The sequence below is a fragment of the Burkholderia pseudomultivorans genome, assembly GCF_902499075.1.
GTDB classification, from domain to species: domain Bacteria; phylum Pseudomonadota; class Gammaproteobacteria; order Burkholderiales; family Burkholderiaceae; genus Burkholderia; species Burkholderia pseudomultivorans.
The window spans coordinates 54,281-73,291 of sequence record NZ_CABVPP010000004.1 but is presented as its reverse complement, the minus strand read 5'-3'; the positions used below and the strand labels follow the sequence as shown (position 1 = coordinate 73,291).

At 67.0% G+C, this 19,011-nt stretch carries 16 protein-coding genes; 6 read left to right on the top strand and 10 right to left on the bottom strand.

Annotation, left to right across the window (positions count from 1 at the left end):
- Positions 1–19: 19 nt before the first annotated feature.
- The 4 genes from BST28156_RS04940 to BST28156_RS04925 form a co-directional block, all read right to left on the bottom strand.
- Positions 20–1,369: an amidase family protein gene (locus tag BST28156_RS04940; protein WP_012218358.1), complete on the bottom strand. Its 1,350-nt coding sequence runs from the start codon at positions 1,367–1,369 to the stop codon at positions 20–22.
- Positions 1,370–1,371: 2 nt separating this feature from the next.
- Entirely contained in the window at positions 1,372–2,703 is a 1,332-nt protein-coding gene (locus tag BST28156_RS04935; RefSeq protein WP_012218357.1) for an MFS transporter, read from the bottom strand.
- A gap of 2 nt (positions 2,704–2,705) precedes the next feature.
- Positions 2,706–4,181, bottom strand: a complete 1,476-nt coding sequence (locus BST28156_RS04930) for an N-acyl-D-amino-acid deacylase family protein (protein WP_012218356.1) — start codon at positions 4,179–4,181, stop codon at positions 2,706–2,708.
- A 139-nt stretch (positions 4,182–4,320) separates the two neighbouring features.
- Entirely contained in the window at positions 4,321–5,223 is a 903-nt protein-coding gene (locus tag BST28156_RS04925) for a LysR family transcriptional regulator (RefSeq protein WP_012218355.1), read from the bottom strand.
- A 158-nt stretch (positions 5,224–5,381) separates the two neighbouring features.
- Here BST28156_RS04925 and BST28156_RS04920 point away from each other — a divergent pair, with 158 nt between their 5' ends.
- Entirely contained in the window at positions 5,382–6,551 is a 1,170-nt protein-coding gene (locus tag BST28156_RS04920) for a porin (RefSeq protein WP_012218354.1), read from the top strand.
- A gap of 49 nt (positions 6,552–6,600) precedes the next feature.
- Here BST28156_RS04920 and BST28156_RS04915 read toward each other — a convergent pair whose 3' ends face one another.
- A complete protein-coding gene (locus BST28156_RS04915) occupies positions 6,601–7,578 on the bottom strand; it encodes a bifunctional helix-turn-helix transcriptional regulator/GNAT family N-acetyltransferase (protein WP_012218353.1) in 978 nt (325 codons plus the stop codon).
- Between BST28156_RS04915 and BST28156_RS04910 the strand changes: the two genes are divergently transcribed.
- On the top strand, positions 7,577–8,167 hold the full coding sequence (locus BST28156_RS04910; RefSeq protein WP_230943036.1) for a hypothetical protein: 591 nt from the start codon (positions 7,577–7,579) through the stop codon (positions 8,165–8,167). The genes BST28156_RS04915 and BST28156_RS04910 overlap by 2 nt on opposite strands.
- 411 nt (positions 8,168–8,578) lie before the next feature.
- Entirely contained in the window at positions 8,579–9,658 is a 1,080-nt protein-coding gene (locus BST28156_RS04905) for a tartrate dehydrogenase (RefSeq protein ID WP_012218351.1), read from the top strand.
- 41 nt (positions 9,659–9,699) lie between these two features.
- On the opposite strand, the gene BST28156_RS04900 is transcribed toward BST28156_RS04905, so the two are convergent.
- From BST28156_RS04900 to BST28156_RS04885, 4 genes are all read right to left on the bottom strand, one after another.
- Positions 9,700–10,770 carry a PAS domain-containing protein gene (locus BST28156_RS04900; RefSeq protein ID WP_012464839.1) on the bottom strand — a complete coding sequence of 357 codons (1,071 nt, stop codon included), beginning with the start codon at positions 10,768–10,770 and terminating at the stop codon, positions 9,700–9,702.
- Positions 10,771–10,931: 161 nt separating this feature from the next.
- Complete coding sequence (locus BST28156_RS04895) at positions 10,932–11,897, bottom strand: PDR/VanB family oxidoreductase (RefSeq protein WP_012218349.1); 966 nt, start codon at positions 11,895–11,897, stop codon at positions 10,932–10,934.
- An 87-nt stretch (positions 11,898–11,984) separates the two neighbouring features.
- On the bottom strand, positions 11,985–13,445 hold the full coding sequence (locus BST28156_RS04890; protein WP_012218348.1) for an NAD-dependent succinate-semialdehyde dehydrogenase: 1,461 nt from the start codon (positions 13,443–13,445) through the stop codon (positions 11,985–11,987).
- Between the two features lie 24 nt (positions 13,446–13,469).
- Entirely contained in the window at positions 13,470–14,618 is a 1,149-nt protein-coding gene (locus BST28156_RS04885) for an aromatic ring-hydroxylating oxygenase subunit alpha (RefSeq protein WP_012218347.1), read from the bottom strand.
- Between the two features lie 370 nt (positions 14,619–14,988).
- Here BST28156_RS04885 and BST28156_RS04880 point away from each other — a divergent pair, with 370 nt between their 5' ends.
- The 3 genes from BST28156_RS04880 to BST28156_RS04870 are packed head-to-tail and all read left to right on the top strand — an operon-like array spanning position 14,989 to position 17,578.
- On the top strand, positions 14,989–16,431 hold the full coding sequence (locus BST28156_RS04880) for a purine-cytosine permease family protein (RefSeq protein ID WP_012218346.1): 1,443 nt from the start codon (positions 14,989–14,991) through the stop codon (positions 16,429–16,431).
- Positions 16,432–16,463: 32 nt separating this feature from the next.
- Positions 16,464–16,679, top strand: a complete 216-nt coding sequence (locus BST28156_RS04875; RefSeq protein ID WP_038442359.1) for a hypothetical protein — start codon at positions 16,464–16,466, stop codon at positions 16,677–16,679.
- Positions 16,676–17,578: a LysR substrate-binding domain-containing protein gene (locus BST28156_RS04870; protein WP_012218345.1), complete on the top strand. Its 903-nt coding sequence runs from the start codon at positions 16,676–16,678 to the stop codon at positions 17,576–17,578. Before BST28156_RS04875 ends, BST28156_RS04870 begins: the two co-directional genes overlap by 4 nt.
- A 102-nt stretch (positions 17,579–17,680) precedes the next feature.
- On the opposite strand, the gene BST28156_RS04865 is transcribed toward BST28156_RS04870, so the two are convergent.
- Positions 17,681–18,775: an AraC family transcriptional regulator gene (locus BST28156_RS04865; RefSeq protein WP_012464840.1), complete on the bottom strand. Its 1,095-nt coding sequence runs from the start codon at positions 18,773–18,775 to the stop codon at positions 17,681–17,683.
- Between the last annotated feature and the right edge of the window lie 236 nt (positions 18,776–19,011).

Below are 19,011 nucleotides of genomic sequence, written 5' to 3'. Positions count from 1 at the left end.
GGCAGGAAATCGCCGCACCTCACCAGCCCAGATTGACGAGCCGCCGCGCGGCGTCCAGGCAGCGCCGCTCGTCGCCGGGCCACCCGATCAACTGCACGCCCGCCGGCAGCTCGCCCTTCGCGTGGCACGGCGCGCTGACCACAGGTAACCCGGCAAACGAAATCGGTTGAGTGAACATGCCGAGCGTCGTCTTCGAATCGAGCGCCTCGCCGTTGACGTCGACCGTTGCATCGCAGAAGCGCGGCGCGACATAGGGCGTCGCCGGTGCGATCAGGATGTCGAAGCGTTCCAACAGTGCAGCCAGGCGTGCCTGCCACTCGGCGCGATGGGCGAGCGCGTCGGCGTACGCGGCATCGTCGATGGCGAGCCCGGTGCGAATACGCTCCCGCAGAGGCGCGGACACCTGCGACGCGTCGGCATCGAGCAGCGCCCGATGACGGCGCGCGACCTCGAAGTTCGACACGAGGCGTGCACTTCCGCGGATCGGCTCGAGCACCGATTCATCGATCGGCTCGGCCTGTACATGGTCGTGTTGCGCGAAGCACGCGGTCGCTCGCTCGACCGCACGACGCACCTGTGCATCGGCTCGGCGTTCGAATTCCCCGGTCAGCACGCCGACGCGCAGCGGCGCGTGGCCGATGGGTGAGTCGTCGCGGCGCGTACCGGACAGCGCGTCGTAAAGCGCGCAAAGATCGTCGAGGTTCGCGGCGAACCCGCCGGCCACGTCGAGCGAAGACGCATACGGCACGCAACCGTCCATCGACAGCCGGCCGTGCGTCGGCTTGATCGCCCATACGCCGCACAGCGCAGCCGGCGCGCGAATCGAGCCGTTCGTGTCGCTGCCGAGCGCGAGCGGCACGTGGCCGGCGGCCACCGCGGCCGCCGATCCGCTCGACGAGCCGCCGGTCATGCGCGAAGGGTCGGCCGGCAGGCGCACCGCACCGAAATGCGGATTGACGCCGGTCGCGCCGCACGCGAATTCGTCCATATGCGTTGCGGCGACCGGCACTGCGCCGGCCTGCACGAGGCGGTCGACCATGGCCGCGTCGCAGCGCGCGGCGGGCGCGCGAAGCCGGGTCGGCGAACCTGCGACGGTCGCATAGCCGGCGACGTCGAAATTGCTCTTCACGACGAACGGCACACCGGCGAGCGGCCCGGCGTCGCGGCCCGCGCGCACGCACGCGTCGATGCGCGCCGCCGCCTCGAGCGCACGGGTATCGAAGCACATGCTGATCGCGTTGAACTGCGCATGGCGCGCGCCGATGTCGTCGAGCACCTGCCGCGCGACCTCGACGGCGCTCAGCCGGCCCGCGCGAACCGCGCGCGCGATGCCGAGCGCGTCGCGCATGTCGATCGTATCGGTCGGCATGATCAGGCGCGACCGATGAAGCGGCGCGGGATCGACAGGATCAGCGCAGCCGCACCGAACAGCGTGAGCGCGAGCAGCGCGACACCGATCTCGGTGCTGCCCGTCATCGCCTTCAGATAGCCCATGATCGACGGCCCGACGAAGCCTGCCACGGCCGCGCCGATGTTGACGAGCCCCGCGCCGCCCGCGGCGGCCTCGCCGGCGAGGATGCGCGATGGCAGGCTCCAGAACATCGCGAGCGTGCTCATGATGCCGGCCACGCCGACGGTCAGGCACACGACCGCAAGCAACGGATGCGCACGCATGCCGACGCTCGCGAGCAGCGCGACGCCGCCGACGATGACGGGCGCGGCGGTGTGCCAGCGACGCTCGCCGGTGCGCACCGAGTGCTGCGCGTTGAGCACCATCGCGACCGAGGCGACGAGATACGGGACCGCGCTGACCACGCCGACCGCGAAGTTGCTGAGCGAGCCGAGCGCCTTGATCATCGTCGGCATCCAGAAAATTAGCCCGTAGTTGCCGACGTTGTAGAGGAACGACGTCGCGAACAGCAGCCACAGCGTCGGCTCGCGCAGCGCGGCGCCGAGGTGGGCGCGCTTGCCTTCGGTTTCCTGCGCCATCTCCGCGTGGATCATCCGCTTCTCGGCGTCGGTCAGCCAGCGCGCGTCATCGATGCGCTCGGTGACCGAGGCGAGCAGATAGAGGCCGAGCAGCACGGCGGGCAGGCCTTCGAGCAGGAACATCCATTGCCAGCCGCGCAGCCCGAAGCCGCCGTGCGTCGCGTCCATGATCCAGCCCGACAGCGGGCCGCCGATCACGACGCCGAGCGGCATCGCGAGAAACAGCAGCGCCATCACACGCGACAGGCGTCGCGACGGAAACCACACGCTGAAATAGGCGATCACCGCCGGGAAGAAGCTCGCTTCGGTCACGCCGAGCAGGAAGCGCAGCACGTAGAAGCTGGTCTGGCCGGTCGTCGCGAGCGTGCCGATCGACACGACACCCCACGCGAGCATGGACCCCGCGATGCATTTCTTCACGCCGATGCGCTGCACGAGCCAGCCGGCCGGCACTTGCAACAGCAGATAGCCGACGAAGAACAGGCCGGCGCCGACGCCGTATGCGGCTTCGGACAGGTGGAGGTCCGCCGCCATCTGAAGCTTCGCGAAGCCGACGTTGACGCGGTCGAGATAGCCGAAGAAGTAGCACACGAGAATCAGCGGAATGATGCGTCGCGTGAGCTTGCCGTAAAGGGCGTCGATGTCGGCGGCGGTGCCGGCATCGCGTTCGGATGGCATGTCGTGCATCCGTGCCGTGTCGTTGGTGCTTGCCATGATCAGTTCCCCGCGAGGTGGTCGTTGTGGCGAATCGGCGTGCCGGCCTGACGGCGCAGCGCGCGGCCCGGACGTGCGCCGGTGTGCTGCCCATGCGCGAGCACCGCGCGGCCGTTGACGAAAACATGGTCGATGCCTTCGGGGCGCAGCGTCGGATGCTCGAAGGTCGCGCGGTCCAGCACGCGTTCGGGATCGAACACGACGAGGTCGGCGCAATGACCGACCTTCAGCTCGCCGCGCCCGGCAAGACCGAACTGCGCGGCCGTGAGGCCCGTCATCTTGTGCACCGCCGTCTCCAGCGGAAAGAGTCCGCGCCGCCGCGAGAATTCGCCGAGCACGCGCGGGAACGTGCCCCACAGGCGCGGATGCGGACGCGTGTCGTTCGGCAGTCCGTCCGAGCCGACCATCGTCAGGTCGTGCCGGAAGATGCGTTCGACGTCGCCTTCGTCCATCACGAAGTAGATCGCGCCGGCCGGGCGCAGCGCGTCGATCGCCGCGTCGACCGAATCGCCGAACAGCGGCAGCAGTTCGTGGAAATCGCGGCCGGCCAGCTCAGGGTGCGGCTTCGACCATGCGAGCATCACGCGCGACGATTGGCGGATGCGATCCGCACGCAGCATCGTCGACGTGGCCGTGTACGGATGGCAGTCGAGGCACAGCGGCTGCAGCGCGCGCTGCGCGTCGATGCGCGCGAGCGTCTCGACCGAGCGCCCGTGGTTTTCCTTGCCGGCGACCTTGTGGTGCGACAGCACGACACGCACGCCGAGCGCGCGGCCGATCGCGAACGCCTCGTCGAGCGACGCGAGGATCTGCGCGGTCTCGTCGCGCAGGTGCGTCGCGAACACGCCGCCGGTGTCGCGCAGCGGCGCGCACACGTCGATCAGCTCGGCCTGCGTCGCGGCGGCGGCGGGCGGGTAGAACGTGCCCGACGATACGCCGAACGCGCCCGCGGCCATCGCCTCGCGCACGTCCGCGCGCATCGCGGCGATCTCCGCCGCATTGGCTTCGCGCTGCAGATCGGCGACGTGTCGCACGCGCAAGGTCGAGTGGCCGACCAGCGCGGCCGTGTTGACCGCGGCGGGCGTCGCGTCGAGCGCGTCGAGATAGGCGGCGAAGCTCGGAAAGCGGAACCGCTGCCATGCGCCGAGCAGGTCGAGCGGCTGCGGTACTTCATGCTCGGCCAGCAGCGGCGCGAGGCTGATCCCGCAGTTGCCGGCGACGACGGTCGTCACGCCTTGCGCGACCTTCGGCTCGACGTCGGGATCGGTCAGCACGAACGCATCGTCGTGCGTGTGGCTGTCGATGAAGCCGGGCGCGACGATGTGGCCCGAGACGTCGATGACCTGATCGGCCGACGCGTGCGACAGGTCGCCGATCGCGGCGATGTGTGCGCCGCGCACGCCGAGATCGGCGCTGAAGCGGGCGGCGCCGGTGCCGTCGATCAGTTCGCCGTGGCGCAGGATGACGTCGAAATGCATGGTGGCTCCTTGCTGCAGCCGGGCCGTGGGGTGGGCCGGTACTGTCTGCCACTTATCGTCTGCGGCCAATTTCCGGCCGTCCAATGCGAGTCTGCTCGCGATTCATGCGTGAACGCTATCAAACCGGCATGCGCATCGCTTATTCCCGCGCGGCGGCGGCCTTGACCAGCGCGCACAGGTCGCTCGCCATGCTCGACATCGACACCGCGCGATGCCGGACGATGCCGACCGTGCGCGAGATGACGGGGCTCGTGATCGGCACCGCACGCACGTCGGGCGACGCGAGCATGCCGACGCCGTCCACCGCGCTGCGCGGCAGGATCGCGCAGCCCACACCGGCCGCGACGAGCGCCGCGACGCACGAGATGTGCTCGACTTCGTAGAACCAGCGCAGGCGCACGGCTTCCTGCCCCATCAGCATTTCGAGCAGCAGCCGGTTGCCGCTGTCGCGCCCGCCGATCACGAGCCGCGCGTGGCGCAGCTCCGCGAGCGTCACGCCGTCGGCCTGCGCGAGCGGATCGTCGCGATGCACGGCCAGCACGTAGCGATCGGGAAACAGCGGCTCGAACAGCAGGTCCTCGTCGTCGCCGGGATGCAGGCTCACGCCGAATTCGGCGATGCCCGCGCGCACCTGCGACAGCACGAAGTCGTGATTGCCGTCGAGGATCTGCACGCCGATCAGCGGATATTTCTCTGCATACTGAAGCAGCACCTTCGGCAGCAGTTGCGCGACGACGGTCGGAATGCTCGACACGCGCACCTTGCCGTAGCGCTTCTCCGCGATTTCCTGGATCGACGAGAGCATCATCCCCAGCTGCGCGATCTGCTCGCGCGCCATCGGCAGGAACTGGCGGCCCACGCCGGTGAGCGTCACGCTGCGCGTCGTGCGCTGGAACAACTCGACCCCGAGCGCCTGCTCCAGTTTCTGGATGCGACGGGAAAGCCCCGGCTGCGTGAGGTGCAGCTTCTCCGCCGCACGATGGAACGTCCCCAGTTCCGCGACGGCGACAAACGCTTCCAGTTCCGAATTTTCTACTTTCATAGCGCTTCCGCATCAATTCCAAACGGGTCGTCATTGGACGACGGATTTTGATACGCCGACCATTGTCACCGAAAAATATTCGCGTGGCCGTGCAGATCCGTGCCGGCAGCGACGCGAAAAACGTTACCTCCACAACCATCGAACGAGCTCACGCGACCATGAGACCAGTCCATCGATTCGCATTCCCGATTACGTTGTCGACACTGTGCTGCGCCGCGGCATGCGCACAGAGCGGCGTCACGCTCTACGGCTTGCTGGATGGCGGCGTGGCCTATGTCAGCCATGCCGCTGCGGCGAACGGCGCGAGCGGATCCGCGTTCCGGTTCGGCAATGCGATGTCGGGCAATCGCTGGGGCTTGAAGGGCAGCGAGGAATTGGGCGGCGGCTTGTCGGCGGTGTTCCAGCTCGAAAGCGGCTACAGCCTCGGCACAGGCATGGCGGCGCAAGGCGGGCGCGAGTTCGGGCGCACGGCGATCGTCGGCTTGTCGAGCACGCGCTGGGGGACGGTGAGGATGGGGCGTCAGTACGATCCGCTCGTCGATCTCGTTTCGGCGCTGACCGAGGACGCGTACTTCGGGCTGACGTTCGGGCCGCCGGGCGATGTCGACAACTACGACGGCAGCATGCGCGTGAACAACGCGATCAAGTACACGAGCCCGCTCGTCGGCGGTTTGCGGGTCGCGGCGCTGTACGGCTTCGGCGGTGTGGCCGGCGCGACGTCGGCGGGGCAGACGTGGAGCGTGGCGGGTAGCTACGCGTACGGACCGTTCTCGGTCGCGGCCGGCTATTTTTCGGCGAACGGCGGCAATACGATGAACGATGCAGGCGTGCGCACGTGGAGCGCCAGCACGGACAGTCCGTTCAACACGGCCGCGAACGTCGGGTTCGGGAGCACGCATGCGGTCAATATCGCGCGCATCGCGGGCCAGTATGCGGCCGGCGCATGGACCGTCGGCACGGGGTACTCGCGCACGGAGTATGTGCCCGACGGCGCATCGGTGTTCCAGGTACGCACGCGCTTCAACGACGGATCGGCGTTTGCCAACTATCGGATCGGCGCGGCGCTGAATGTGGGCATCGGATATCACTACACGTGGCTCGCAGGCGCGAGCGCCGCGCATTATCACCAGCTGAATGCGGGCGTCGACTATCTGCTGTCGAAGCGCACGGACGTCTATGCGATCGCGGCGTTCCAGCGCGCATCAGGAACGACGCTCGGCGCGGACGGCACGCGCGTGACCGCGCAGGCCGTGATCGGCGACTACGGGTTGAACGCGGGCGCGAATACGCAGACGATTGTCGCGATCGGGATGCGCCAGCGGTTTTGATTGCGTCGCTACGCGTGGCGACAGAACGCGCGGCTACGCACCCTCGATGTCATTGCTCCGGCCGTTGCCGAACGAAGCGCTGCTCGGTGACGGTCGTGCCCCATTGCGCGCCTTCAGCTTCGCTGTCGAGCGTAAAGCCGAACGACTCGTAAAGATGGCGGGCCGAATCGAGACCCTTGAACGTCCATAGGTAGGTCTCGCGGAATGGATAGTCGTCGACGAAGCGCATCGCGCGCGTCATCAGTTGACGCCCGATGCCTACGCCGCGCAATGCGTCGCTCACGATGAACCAGCGCAGGTGCGCGACGCCCGTCGCCGCGTCGCCGTCGATTGCGAGAGACGCCACCGCGCGGCCGTCGTCCATGCAGAGCCAGAGCGCGCGGCCTTCGGCCGGCAGCGTGGCCGCGAACGCCGCGAGCTCGGTCGCGACCCGCTTCTCGAAAAAGGCGCCGAATCCCCAGTGTTCGGCATAGAAGCGGGCATGGAGGCCGGCGATGTCGCCGATGCAGCCCGGCTGATAGCCTTCGAGAATCGGCGGCGCGTCGGGTTTGCGAGCTGTCGTCCTCGCCGCATTGTCCTGCGCGAGCGCGTCCGCATAAAGCGCGAGCGAGCGCAGCAGCGCCTGCTGATCGGCGGGCATCAGGCGGCGCAGCGCATTCGACACCTGATCGGTCGCGAACTGGTCGATGCGTTTGCGCAGTTTTTTGCCTTCCGCGGTCAGAAACAACGCAGCCGTGCGCGCATCGCCGCTCGAGACGCGGCGCTCGACGAGGCCGGCCGCTTCGAGCCGCGCCAGCTGTCGGCTGGTGTTCGACTTGTCGAGCCGGAGGATCTGCGCGAGATCCTTCGCGTTGATGCCCGGCGACATGCCGATCTCCAGCACCGCGTGAACGGCCGACGGCGCCCAGTCGCTGTCGGCTAGCGTCGCGCGCATGAACCCCAGTTCGCGCACGAGTTTGCGGGAGAAGTCGCGCAGCTCGAGGATGGTGGCATCGCGCGGCTGTGCGGGAAGGTCGACGAGGTCCATGATCGGTCCTGGAAAGCTGCGAGTCGCAATCGATAATAGTTGCGATGCGCAACTCAATCAAGCGAAATTTTCGGCGCGATGCGCGCTGGTGAAGTGCGTGGTCTGCGACGCAATTCGAGGCACACTTGCGCTCAGGATCGGCCGCGCGTCGATCCGAAGAATCGATGGGCACGCAATGGAGGTGGGCATGAACGGACTGCGATCATCGGCTGCCATGCTGGGTGTGGGGTGCAGCATCGTCTGCGGCGTTGCGCATGGCGCGGGCGGCCAGGACACGTCGCCATGTCGTGCGGCGAACGCTGCGCCGCCGGGTATGCAGCTGATGTTGCCGGACCGACCGGGCGCGTCGACGAACGCCGAGACGACGGTTCGCAGCTTTTCGACGCAGGGATGCGCCGGCGCCGTGCTGAAGGGCGAGCGGGGAACGGCGACGGTCGACGGGGACAAGGTCGAATTGAAGCAGGGCGCGGTGTACGTGAACGGCATTTCGTACGGAGCCGTGACGTCCGCGCAAACGGTCGAATACGACGTCGCGCGAGGGACGCGCACGCTGAGGGTGGATGGGGAAGTGCGCACGCCGGCGCGATGATGGGCGGGCCTTCGTTGTGCAACTGAGGGCGATCGACCGGTTTGAAGATTGACGCGTAGTCGTCGATTGCCCGCGCCGACCGTAGATCGGACCAATCGATGCCGACACGCGTAACGGAAAGCGGCAACTGCTCGACACCGCCGACGAGCCCGACGAGGCGCGCGTTTTCGACCGGATTGCGACGGTCGGCGACGCTTCCTGCGCGCGGGATGCTCGCCGTCCCGCGATTGTCCACGATTCGTGCACGACGAATCCCCGGTTGAGCTGATTATCCGCGCCGCGCTTTCCGGCATCCTGTCGTCCAGCGTTGCGTGCACCCGCGCATGTCGCGCGCACGCCGACCGAGCACCGCACACCGGCGCATCGAAGCAGACGCAAGACGCAACCAACGACACACACGGAGAACCGGAAATGACCCAGACATTCAAGATCGCCGCGATCGCCGGCGACGGCATCGGCCAGGAAGTGATGCCCGAAGGCGTGCGCGTGCTGCAAGCAGCATGCGCGAAGTTCGGCCTGAACCTCGAGTTCACGCATTTCGAGTGGGCGAGCTGCGACTACTACCTGCAGCACGGCAAGATGATGCCGGACGACTGGTTCGAAACGCTGCGCGGCTACGATGCGATCTACTTCGGCGCGGTCGGCTGGCCCGACAAGGTGCCCGACCATATTTCGCTGTGGGGCTCACTGCTGAAGTTCCGCCGTGAATTCGACCAGTACGTGAACCTGCGTCCGGTGCGCCTGCTGCCCGGCGTGCCGTGCCCGCTCGCAAATCGCAAGCCCGGCGACATCGATTTCTACGTGGTGCGCGAGAACACCGAAGGCGAATACACGTCGGTCGGCGGCAAGATGTTCGAAGGCACCGAGCGTGAATTCGTGCTGCAGGAGTCGGTGTTCACGCGTCACGGCGTCGACCGCATCCTCAAGTACGCGTTCGAGCTCGCAAATACGCGTCCGCGCAAAAAGCTCACGGCGGCGACCAAGTCGAACGGCATCGCGGTCAGCATGCCGTACTGGGACGAGCGCGTCGCGGCGATCGCGGCCGGCTATCCCGACATCGCCTGGGACAAGCAGCACATCGACATTCTCTCGGCGCGCTTCGTGCTGCAGCCGGATCGCTTCGACGTGGTCGTCGCCTCGAACCTGTTCGGCGACATCCTGTCGGATCTCGGTCCTGCATGCACGGGTACGATCGGTCTCGCCGCATCGGCGAACCTGAATCCGGAGCGCACCTTTCCGTCGCTGTTCGAGCCCGTGCACGGCTCGGCACCGGACATCTTCGGCAAGAACATCGCCAACCCGATCGCGATGATCTGGTCCGGCGCGATGATGCTGGATTTCCTCGGCGATGGCGACGCACGCTTCAAGGACGCGCACGACGCCATCATGCGCGCGATCGAGACGGTGCTCGTGAGCGGGCCGCGCACGCCCGACATGGGCGGCACGGCCGATACGACGGCGGTCGGCAAGGCGGTCGCGGCCGCACTCTGACGCTCGCCGTACGCGATGCGAGATGCGCGGGCAGCCGGACGTCAGTGCGGCGTGGTCGCCGCGGCCGGTTGCGCGGCGAATGCGATCGCGTCGGCGGGTTCCGCTGCGCGGCACATCGCCGTCACACGCACGCCGTCGCCTTCGTCGTCGGGCCGCGCGTGACCCTGCTCGAGCATCAGCCGCACGGTGCCGTCGGGCAGCAGCGCGCGGTACAACGCGCGATAGTCGCCGTGCTTCGTCATCGCTTCCTGCAGCGCGGCATCGCGCGCGGCGCGATCGTCCGGATGCACGCGTGCCTGCACTTGCGCATGACGATGCGGCGCATCGTCACGCTCGACGCCGAACAGCCGGCACCATTCGTCCGAGACCATCACTTCATCGGGCGCCTGCCGCCATTGCCACGCGCCGCGCCCGGCCAGACGCTCGGCGTCGGCGAGCAGCGCGATCTGCGCACGCAGCTGCTGTTCCAGCGACTTGCGCGCGCTGATGTCGATCGTCGTGCCGACCATCCGCGTCGGCCGGCCCGCATCGTCGACGAGCGTCGCGGTGCGCGATTCGATCCAGCGCACGGTGCCGTCCGGCAGCACGATCCGGAACTCCCACACGTACGGCTTGCGCGCGTCGATCGCTTCCTGCAGCGCGCGGCTGTTGAGCCAGCTGCGCTCGTCGGGATGCAGGATGTCCCAGAACTCCTCGTTGCTGTGAATCTCGCGGCCGTACAGCTTCGCGCAGTTGTCGGAATAGATCAGCTCGTCGGACACGAGATTCCATTCCCAGGTGACGATGCCGGCCGCTTCCTGCGCGTGCTTCATGCGCGCTTCGCTCGACACGATTTCGGCGGTATAGCGACGGCGCAGGTCCGTCATCGGCAGTTCGGGCTGCGCGCCGATGCCGAGATCCTTCACCGCATCGTCGCCGTAGCGCAGCCAGACCCAGTTGACGTCGAGGAACGCGGCGAGCTTGCGCAGGTTGGAATAGTCGATCTCGCCGCCGCGCGTCCACTTGTGCACGGCCGGCCGCGAAATGCCGACCGCGTCGGCCACTTGCTGCAGGCTCAGCTTCTTGTGCTCGAGGAGCACCTTGAGACGGAACGCGAACGTATCCTCGGACATCCATTCCTCTTTCTGACGGCGGCGCGCGGCCAGACGACAAGGCGGCATCGCCCGCGGCGCGCGAAGGGCGGGCCGCGGGCGATGCCGCCGCGTCGAAAAGGAACGGCGCGCCGGGGTTCCTGTATCCGGCGTAGTTTACCGGATACGGCGCGCGGAAAAATTTACAGGTCGATCACGAGGCGCGGCGTGCGCGCACGCGAGACGCACAGCAGGATCGTCTTCTGCGCGGCCTTTTCGTCGTCGTCGAGATACTGGTCGCGGTGATCGGCCTCGCCTTCGAGGATCGCAACCTCGCAGGTACCGCACACGCCTTCGCGGCACAGCGAATCGATCTTTACGCCGGCGCGCTCGATCGCCTGCAGGATCGTCGTGTCCTCGGGCACCTCGAGCTCGATGCCCGAGCGCGCGAGCACGACGGTGAAGGCCCGGCCGGCCGTATCGGTCGCGGCGAACTGTTCGGAATGGAGCTGCGACTTCGGCCAGCCGAGCAGCGCGGCATTCGCATAGACGGCGTCGTTCAGGCCCTGCGGTCCGCATACGTAGACGTGCGCATCGGCGGGCAGCGTCTTGAACAGGCGCATCAGATCGAGGCGCTGGCCGAGGCTGTCGACGTACGTATGCACGTTCGCCGCATGCGGGCCGGCCTTCAGCTCGTCGACGAACGCGCCGTGTTCGGGGCTGCGGTACGCGTAGTGCAGTTCGAGTTCGACGTCGCCGCCCGGCGCATGCTCGGCGAGTTGCGCGAGGAACGGCGTGATGCCGATGCCGCCGGCGATGAACACATGGCGGCGCGCGTTGCGTGCAAGTTCGAACAGGTTCGCGGGCGAGCCGATCGCGAGCCGCGTGCCGGCCGCGACATGCTCGTGCATGAACGCCGAACCGCCGCGCGACGCTTCCTCGCGGCGCACCGCAATCTGGTATTGGCGCGTGTCGTGCGGCGAGCTCAGCAGCGAGTACGCGTTGTGGTGCCACTGCTCGCCGTTCTGCATCGACACGAGCACGTGGGCGCCGCCGCTGAACGGCGGCAACGGTGCGCCGTCGGGCAGCGCGAGCGTGAAGCGCTTGATCAGCGGGGTCAGGGTCTCGACGGCGACGACGTCGACGAAGATCGATTCACGGGCGTTCATCAGGCATTCCTTTGCCGGCGGGAAAAGCAGGGGATTCGGGACAGCAGAAAAGGCGCGCGGCCGAAGCGCGCGCGCCTGTCACGGGGATCAGGCGCTCACGCCGCCCATGCACAGGTATTTGATCGACAGGAAATCGTCGATCCCGTACTTGGAGCCTTCGCGTCCGATGCCCGACTGCTTGACGCCGCCGAACGGCGCCACTTCGTTCGAGATCAGGCCGCTGTTGATGCCGACGATCCCGTATTCGAGCTGCTCGGCCACGCGCCACACGCGGCCGATGTCGCGGCTGTAGAAGTACGCGGCGAGGCCGTAGATCGAGTGGTTCGCGAGACGCACGACTTCGTCGTCGCTCGTGAAGCGCACGATCGGCGCGACGGGCCCGAAGATTTCCTCGCTCAGCACGGCCATCCCCGGCTTCGCGTCCGCCAGCACGGTCGGCGCGTAGAAGTTGCCGCCGCGCGCGTGCGGTGCGCCGCCCACCAGCACGCGCGCACCTTGCGCGACCGCGTCGCGCACGAGGCCGTCGACCTTGTCGCGCGCGGCTTCGTTGATCAGCGGGCCGATGTTGACGCCGGCATCGAAACCGTCGCCGACATGGAACGCCGCGACGCGCTCCGCGAAGCGGCGGCAGAATTCGTCGTACACGGTGTCGTGCACGAAGAAGCGGTTCGCGCACACGCAGGTCTGGCCCGCGTTGCGGTACTTCGACAGCAGCGCGCCTTCGACCGCGCGGTCGAGGTCGGCATCGTCGAACACGATGAACGGCGCGTTGCCGCCCAGCTCGAGCGACATCTTCTTGACGGTGTCCGAGCACTGGCGCATCAGCAGCCGGCCGACTTCGGTCGAACCGGTGAAGGTCAGCTTCTTCACGAGCGGGCTCGAGGTCATTTCCGCACCGATCTCGCGCGACTTGCCGGTCACGACGTTGACGACGCCCGCCGGAATGCCGGCTTCCTCGGCGAGCGCCGCGAGCGCGAACGCGGACAACGGCGTTTCGTTCGCGGGCTTGATCACGATCGTGCAGCCGGCCGCGAGCGCGGGGGCGGCCTTGCGCGTGATCATCGCCGCGGGGAAATTCCACGGCGTGATCGCCGCGCACACGCCGACCGGCTCCTTCGTCACGACGAGGCGCTGATCGGGGTTCGGGCTCGGGATCACGTCGCCGTCGATGCGCTTGGCCTGCTCGGCGAACCATTCGACGAACGACGCCGCATAGGCGATCTCGCCGCGTGCTTCGGCGAGCGGCTTGCCCTGCTCGCGCGTCATCAGCACCGCGAGGTCTTCCTGGCGCGCCATGATGAGCTCGAACCAGTTGCGCAGCAGGCGCGCGCGCTCCTTCGCGGTGGTCTTGCGCCACGTCGCGAACGCCGTATGCGCGGCCTCGATCGCGGCGCGCGCCTCGGCGGCGCCCATGTTCGGCACGCGTGCGATCAGCTCGCCGGTCGACGGATTGGTGACGTCGAGCACCGCGCCGTCGTCGGCGCCGCGCCACGCGCCGGCAATGTATGCCTGCTCGCGCAGCAGGCCCGGTTGTTGAAGGGAAGTCATGTCGATGTCGTCCTGGTGCGGGTGTCAGTCCTGATACTTTTGTGCGAGCAGATGATGGAAGTGCGCGATGCCGTGTTCGCTGATGCCGCTGCGGCGCTGGTCCACCATGATTCGTCCTTGGCCGCGATAGCCGCGCGACTTCAGCCCCTTCTGCACGCTTTCGACGAGGCGCAGGTCTTCCGGGCGGAACACGTTGCGGTACCACTCGATCAGGTTCTTCTGATAGTCGGTCAGCGCTTCGTTCAGGAAATAGATGTCGTAGTGCTGCAGCGTCACTTCGGCGTTGACCGGGAATTCATGGATCACCGTCATGAAATCCGCGCCCGGCGGCACGTTGAACATCGTGCACGGCCACGCCCAGAAGCCCTGGAAGCTCGCGTCCTGGATCGACGGGTCGAGCTTGAACGAACGCTCCGACGATTCCGCGTGACCGAACTGCAGCGTCCAGTTGCCGTGCAGCGTGTGCGTGTACTGGTCGATCTTCACCGAGTCGGAGAAGCCGGGGTGCGCGGGGCCGCAGTGGTAGCACTCGAGATAGTTGTCGACGATCGACTTCCAGTTCGCGGGCGTCTCGCTGACGAAGCGCGCGGCGAGCTTCAGGTCGTCGATCACCGGGCACGCAGCGCGCAGGCGCGCCTCCATGCCGGGCAACTGCTCCTCGACCGTGCCGGCGTTCGGGTTCAGGTTGATGAACACGAAGCCCGCGTATTCCTCGACCTTGACCGGCACGAGGCGTGCGTTCTCCTTGTCGAACGCCATCACGTGATCGCAGTTGTTCGCGTGCGCGAGCGCGCCGTCGAGCTTGAACGTCCATGCGTGGTACGGGCACGTGATCACGTTCTTCGCCTTGCCGCTGCCTTCGAGCAGCTGATGGCCGCGGTGCGGGCAGACGTTGTAGAACGCACGCAGCACCTTGTCCTTGCCGCGCACGATCAGCACGTTCTCGCCGATCACTTCGCGCGTGACATACTGGTTCGCGTCGGCCAGTTCGCTGCGGTGCGCGACGCAGATCCACGTGTCCGCGAAGATCTTCTCTTCCTCGACCTTGAAGACCTCCTGCGACGTGTAATAGGTTTTCGGAATCGTCCACGCGAGTTCCGGGTTCGAGCAGAAATCGGCCGGCAGTTGCGGCAGCTTGGCTTTCTGGTGGAATTCGATGGGCAGATAGGTCATGGCGTCGGCTCGGATGTCGTATTTGATTAACTGGTGGTTACGTTAAAACTGACGGTTAACGAAATATAGAAGATGCGTGAGCGATTTGGGATCAGGGTTATCCCGAGATTGGCCGCGAATTTGGCGGCATCAAACAGCAAAATTCGTATGACGTTTGCTGCAAATCAGGAACGCGTCGCATAGAGCTTGCGTCAATAGGAAATTGCGCTAGTACGGTGGACCCGGCGAAGTGCGTGCTATTGTTAACTGATAGTTCATCGTTAACTGTAAGTAACGTCACCGGTGTTCGGTGATCGGCCACGCCGCTGCCGGTTTCGCTTCGGCCGCGGCGCGGCGCGTCACTGCCGCCGACAGACGCAATGGAGGAGACATGAGACAGCAGGCAGTGGCCGACGGCCTCGCGATGGAAGGTCGCGGCAAGTCGCGCATCGAGGCGCGTTCGATCGACTATGTGCCGCTCGCGGAGCGGCGCGGCAAGGCGTGGCACTTGTGGCCCGTCTGGTTTACCGGCGACGCGAATCTCGCGACGATCGCGTGCGGCGCGATCGGCGTGAGCATGGGGGGGAATCTGCTGTGGAGCGCGATCGCGGTGCTGATCGGCAATCTACTCGGCACGTTCTTCATGGCGTTCCATTCGAGCCAGGGCCCGCAGCTCGGGCTGCCGCAGATGATCCAGTCGCGGCCGCAGTTCGGCTACATGGGTGCGCTGCTGGTATGGATCGTCGCGCTCGTCACGTATGTCGGCTACAACTCGTTCAATCAGCTGATGGCCGGCCAGACCGCGCATCACCTGCTCGGCACGGAGCCGCACGTCAGCTATATCGTGTTTACCGCGATCGCGGTGGGGCTCGCGATCTTCGGCTACGACCTGATCCACAAGGCGCAGCGCTGGCTCGCGATCGCGCTGCTGATCGCATTGAGCGTGTTCAGCGTCGGCATCTGCGTGAAGGTGCCGTTCCCGGCCGGGCAGCTGTCGTTTGCCGGCTTCAAGGCGACGCCGTTCCTCGTGCAGCTGTTCGCGGCGGCGGCCTACCAGCTGTCGTGGTCGATCTACGTGTCGGACTACTCGCGCTACCTGCCGCCCAAGACCGGTGTGCGCGCAACCTTCTGGTGGACCTTCACCGGCGCGCTGATCGGCGGCGCGTGGATGATGCTGGTCGGCACGGCCGCAGCCGCGCTGAATTCGAAGATCGAGATCGCCGACGCCGTGCAGCGCGCGGGCGACGCCATCCATCCGGGTTTCGGCTCCGTCACGCTGCTGCTGTCGCTGCTCGGGCTGCTCGCGATCACGGGCCTGAATTTCTACGGCGCATCGCTGACGCTGCTCAGCATCACCGATTCGTTCCGGCCGCTCAAGTCGAACGCAGGCAAGCGCGTCGCGAGCCTGCTGATCGTCGCGGTGGTCGCGACGTCGCTCGCGTTCGCGGCGTCCGACGACTTCATGGGCAAGTTCGGCGACTTCCTCGGCATCCTCGGTTATCTGTTCACGCCGTGGACCGCGATCAATCTCGTCGACTTCTTCTTCGTGCGGCATACGCATTACTCGGTGCGCGAAATCTTCAACCCGCGCGGCATCTACGGGCGCTGGAACTGGCGCGGCCTTACCGCCTATGCGGTCGGCTTCGTCGCGATGATCCCGTTCTTCAAGACCGAGACGTACAGCGGCCCCGTCGCACGTGCGCTCGGCGGTACCGATATCGCGATGCTGGTCGGCCTGCCGGTTGCCGCGCTCGTCTATCTGTGGGCATGCCGCTCGCTCGATACCGAAGCGGAGCGCAAGCTCGTCGAGGCGGCCGATCGCGGCCTGAACTGATCCGCACGGATCGTCGACTTCGCGATGAAACGATGAGTCACGTGCTGAAGCAGATGCTGTCGCTGGTGGCGCTGAGCCTCGCGTGCGTCGCCACCGACAGCCGTGCGCAGGGCGGTGTCGCGCAACGCGGCGGGTTCGCCCCTGCGTTCGGCGCGGACGGCGTGCACGTCGCAAAGTGGGGCGACGAGGACGCAAACGCAGGCATGCGTCGGCAAGTGCGACGCGATCGGAACGGAGCCGCGCGATGAACGAGACGAGCGCGATGCCGGAGCTCGGCGACCTGCGCGTATTCTGCATGGTCGCGCGCAAGGCGAGCTTCAGTGCGGCGGCCGACGCGCTTGCGATGTCGTCGTCGTATGTCAGCAAGCGCGTCGGGATGCTCGAGACGAGCCTCGGCATTCGTCTGCTGCACCGCTCGACGCGCCGCGTCTCGGTGACGGACGCCGGCGAGCGCGTATACGCGTGGGCCGAGAAGATCCTCGACGACGTCGAGCATCTGGTCGAGGACGTGTCGAGCACGCGCCGCGTGCCGCGCGGCACCTTGCGCGTGTCGAGCAGCTTCGGCTTCGGCCGCAATGTCGTCGCGCCCGCGCTGGCCGAGTTGTCGGATCGCCATCCGCAGCTCAACGTCCGGCTGGAGCTGTTCGACCGGATCGTCGATGTCGCCGCCGAGGGCTTCGACGTCGACATCCGTATCGGCGACGAGATCGCCGGCCATCTGATCGCGAAGCAGCTGGCGACGAACCATCGCGTGCTCTGCGCGTCGCCCGACTATCTGGCACGGCATGGCGCGCCGAAGCAGGTCGGCGATCTCGCGTCGCACGCCTGTCTCGCGATCAAGGAGCGCGACCATCCGTTCGGCGTGTGGCGGCTCGACGCGCGCGGCGAGACGGTGTCCGTGCAGGTCACGGGGCCGCTGTCGAGCAATCACGGCGAAGTCGCCGTGCAGTGGGCGCTCGCCGGGCGCGGGATCGTGCTGCGCTCGGTGTGGGACGTCCAGCCGTTGCTCGATGCGGGCCGGCTGCAGCGTGTGCTGCCGGGCGTCACGCAGCCGGCGAATGTCTGGGCCGTCTATCCGGCGCGGCTCGCACAGTCCGCGAAGGTGCGCGCGTGCGTCGAGTTTCTGAAGGACAGGCTGGGCGCGTAGGAGTGCGGGTGATCGCCCTTTCGGGTGGTTGCGTCGCGGGCCGCGTGCAGGTCCGCTTCTCCCGGATGGCACCGCAATGCGCACAGAGAGCCGCGGCGACTTTCACGCATCGCCGCCGCGACCCTCGCGCGGCGTGCGTCCGGTCCAGCGCCGGTAGGCATGACGGAACGCGCGCGGCTCGCTGTAGCCGAGATGCTCGGCGATCGCGGCAACCGTCAGCGCCGGATCGTCGAGCAGCCGTGCGGCTTCGTCGCGCCGCACGTCGTCGAGCAAGGCCTGAAACGAGATGCCGTCCTTCTCGAGCCGTCTGCGCAGCGTGCGCTCCGTCATGTGCAGCGCATCGGCGAGCGACGTCATCGACTTGAAGCGCGATAGATCGCGCGTCATCAGCGCCTTCGCACGATCGGCGAAGCGCGTGCCGATCGATGCGGCCCATTGCCGCTCGAGCGCCTCGCACTGGCCGTGCAGCGCGTTGAAGCTGACCTCGTTCGCGAGCCGCGGCGTTTCGGTGCCGTTCACCGCAGTAAACACGAGACTGTTCTCGCCCGCATTGAAAACGGCCTTGCAGCCGAAATGCCGCACGTAATCGGACGCATTGCGCGGCGTGCGGCGCGCGAGCAGCAACTGGTCGGGCCAGACCGGCTTGCCGACGAGATCGGACACGATCAGCCGCAGGCTCGACAGGCACATGTCGGTCTGGAACACCTCGAGATCGGGCTCGCCGTTGTAGCGGTCGATCGTCACCGTCATGCCGTCTGCATGCGCATGCACGCGCACGTCGAAATACAGACCCATGAACAACGGAAACTGGCTCATGCAGCGAAACGCCTGCATCACGGAGCCGCTGATCAGCATCGCGTAGCCGGCAAGACCGAGCGTCGACACGTGCAGCCGCGCGCCGATCCACAGCCCGATCGACGGCACGCCGCTGCATCGCAGCAGATTGCGAAAACAGCGCTGCTCCTGCGCGCGGTTCACGTACAGGTTCGGCGACGCGACCTCGTCGGCGCCGAGCCCCGTGCCTTCGAGCAGTGCGGCGCTGTCGATGTGTCTGACGCGGCATTCGTCGAGCGCGACCGCGATCGCGTGGCCGGTCGCGGGAATGTCTTCCTGGCGTCCGGCCGGACGCGCGGGATCGAAAGACGAACGCTGGCTGCGTTCGGCGCTGCATTGATGTCGGTGAGACGGGCTGTCCATGGCAGTGAGGCGGCGACGGGATCGCGTAGAACATAGCCGGAATGTGCGCGCGGCGCCAGAGGCGTCGCACGCGTCGCGCGCCGGCGCGGCCGCGCATGTCTGCCTGTCCGGAAATATCCCTCGATTACGTCCGCATTTGTCATTCGTCCTCGCGTTTTTGGCGCACCACACTTTGTCCGACATCGCGCTCGGGCCGTCGACGGCCGCGAGCGGCGCAACACGACACGACGAACGAC

Coding starts and splice junctions, on each gene's coding strand:
- BST28156_RS04940 (WP_012218358.1), bottom strand. CDS start 1,369: ATGCCGACCGATACGATCGACATGCGCGACGCGCTCGGCATCGCGCGC.
- BST28156_RS04935 (WP_012218357.1), bottom strand. CDS start 2,703: ATGGCAAGCACCAACGACACGGCACGGATGCACGACATGCCATCCGAA.
- BST28156_RS04930 (WP_012218356.1), bottom strand. CDS start 4,181: ATGCATTTCGACGTCATCCTGCGCCACGGCGAACTGATCGACGGCACC.
- BST28156_RS04925 (WP_012218355.1), bottom strand. CDS start 5,223: ATGAAAGTAGAAAATTCGGAACTGGAAGCGTTTGTCGCCGTCGCGGAA.
- BST28156_RS04920 (WP_012218354.1), top strand. CDS start 5,382: ATGAGACCAGTCCATCGATTCGCATTCCCGATTACGTTGTCGACACTG.
- BST28156_RS04910 (WP_230943036.1), top strand. CDS start 7,577: ATGATCGGTCCTGGAAAGCTGCGAGTCGCAATCGATAATAGTTGCGAT.
- BST28156_RS04915 (WP_012218353.1), bottom strand. CDS start 7,578: ATGGACCTCGTCGACCTTCCCGCACAGCCGCGCGATGCCACCATCCTC.
- BST28156_RS04905 (WP_012218351.1), top strand. CDS start 8,579: ATGACCCAGACATTCAAGATCGCCGCGATCGCCGGCGACGGCATCGGC.
- BST28156_RS04900 (WP_012464839.1), bottom strand. CDS start 10,770: ATGTCCGAGGATACGTTCGCGTTCCGTCTCAAGGTGCTCCTCGAGCAC.
- BST28156_RS04895 (WP_012218349.1), bottom strand. CDS start 11,897: ATGAACGCCCGTGAATCGATCTTCGTCGACGTCGTCGCCGTCGAGACC.
- BST28156_RS04890 (WP_012218348.1), bottom strand. CDS start 13,445: ATGACTTCCCTTCAACAACCGGGCCTGCTGCGCGAGCAGGCATACATT.
- BST28156_RS04885 (WP_012218347.1), bottom strand. CDS start 14,618: ATGACCTATCTGCCCATCGAATTCCACCAGAAAGCCAAGCTGCCGCAA.
- BST28156_RS04880 (WP_012218346.1), top strand. CDS start 14,989: ATGAGACAGCAGGCAGTGGCCGACGGCCTCGCGATGGAAGGTCGCGGC.
- BST28156_RS04875 (WP_038442359.1), top strand. CDS start 16,464: ATGAGTCACGTGCTGAAGCAGATGCTGTCGCTGGTGGCGCTGAGCCTC.
- BST28156_RS04870 (WP_012218345.1), top strand. CDS start 16,676: ATGAACGAGACGAGCGCGATGCCGGAGCTCGGCGACCTGCGCGTATTC.
- BST28156_RS04865 (WP_012464840.1), bottom strand. CDS start 18,775: ATGGACAGCCCGTCTCACCGACATCAATGCAGCGCCGAACGCAGCCAG.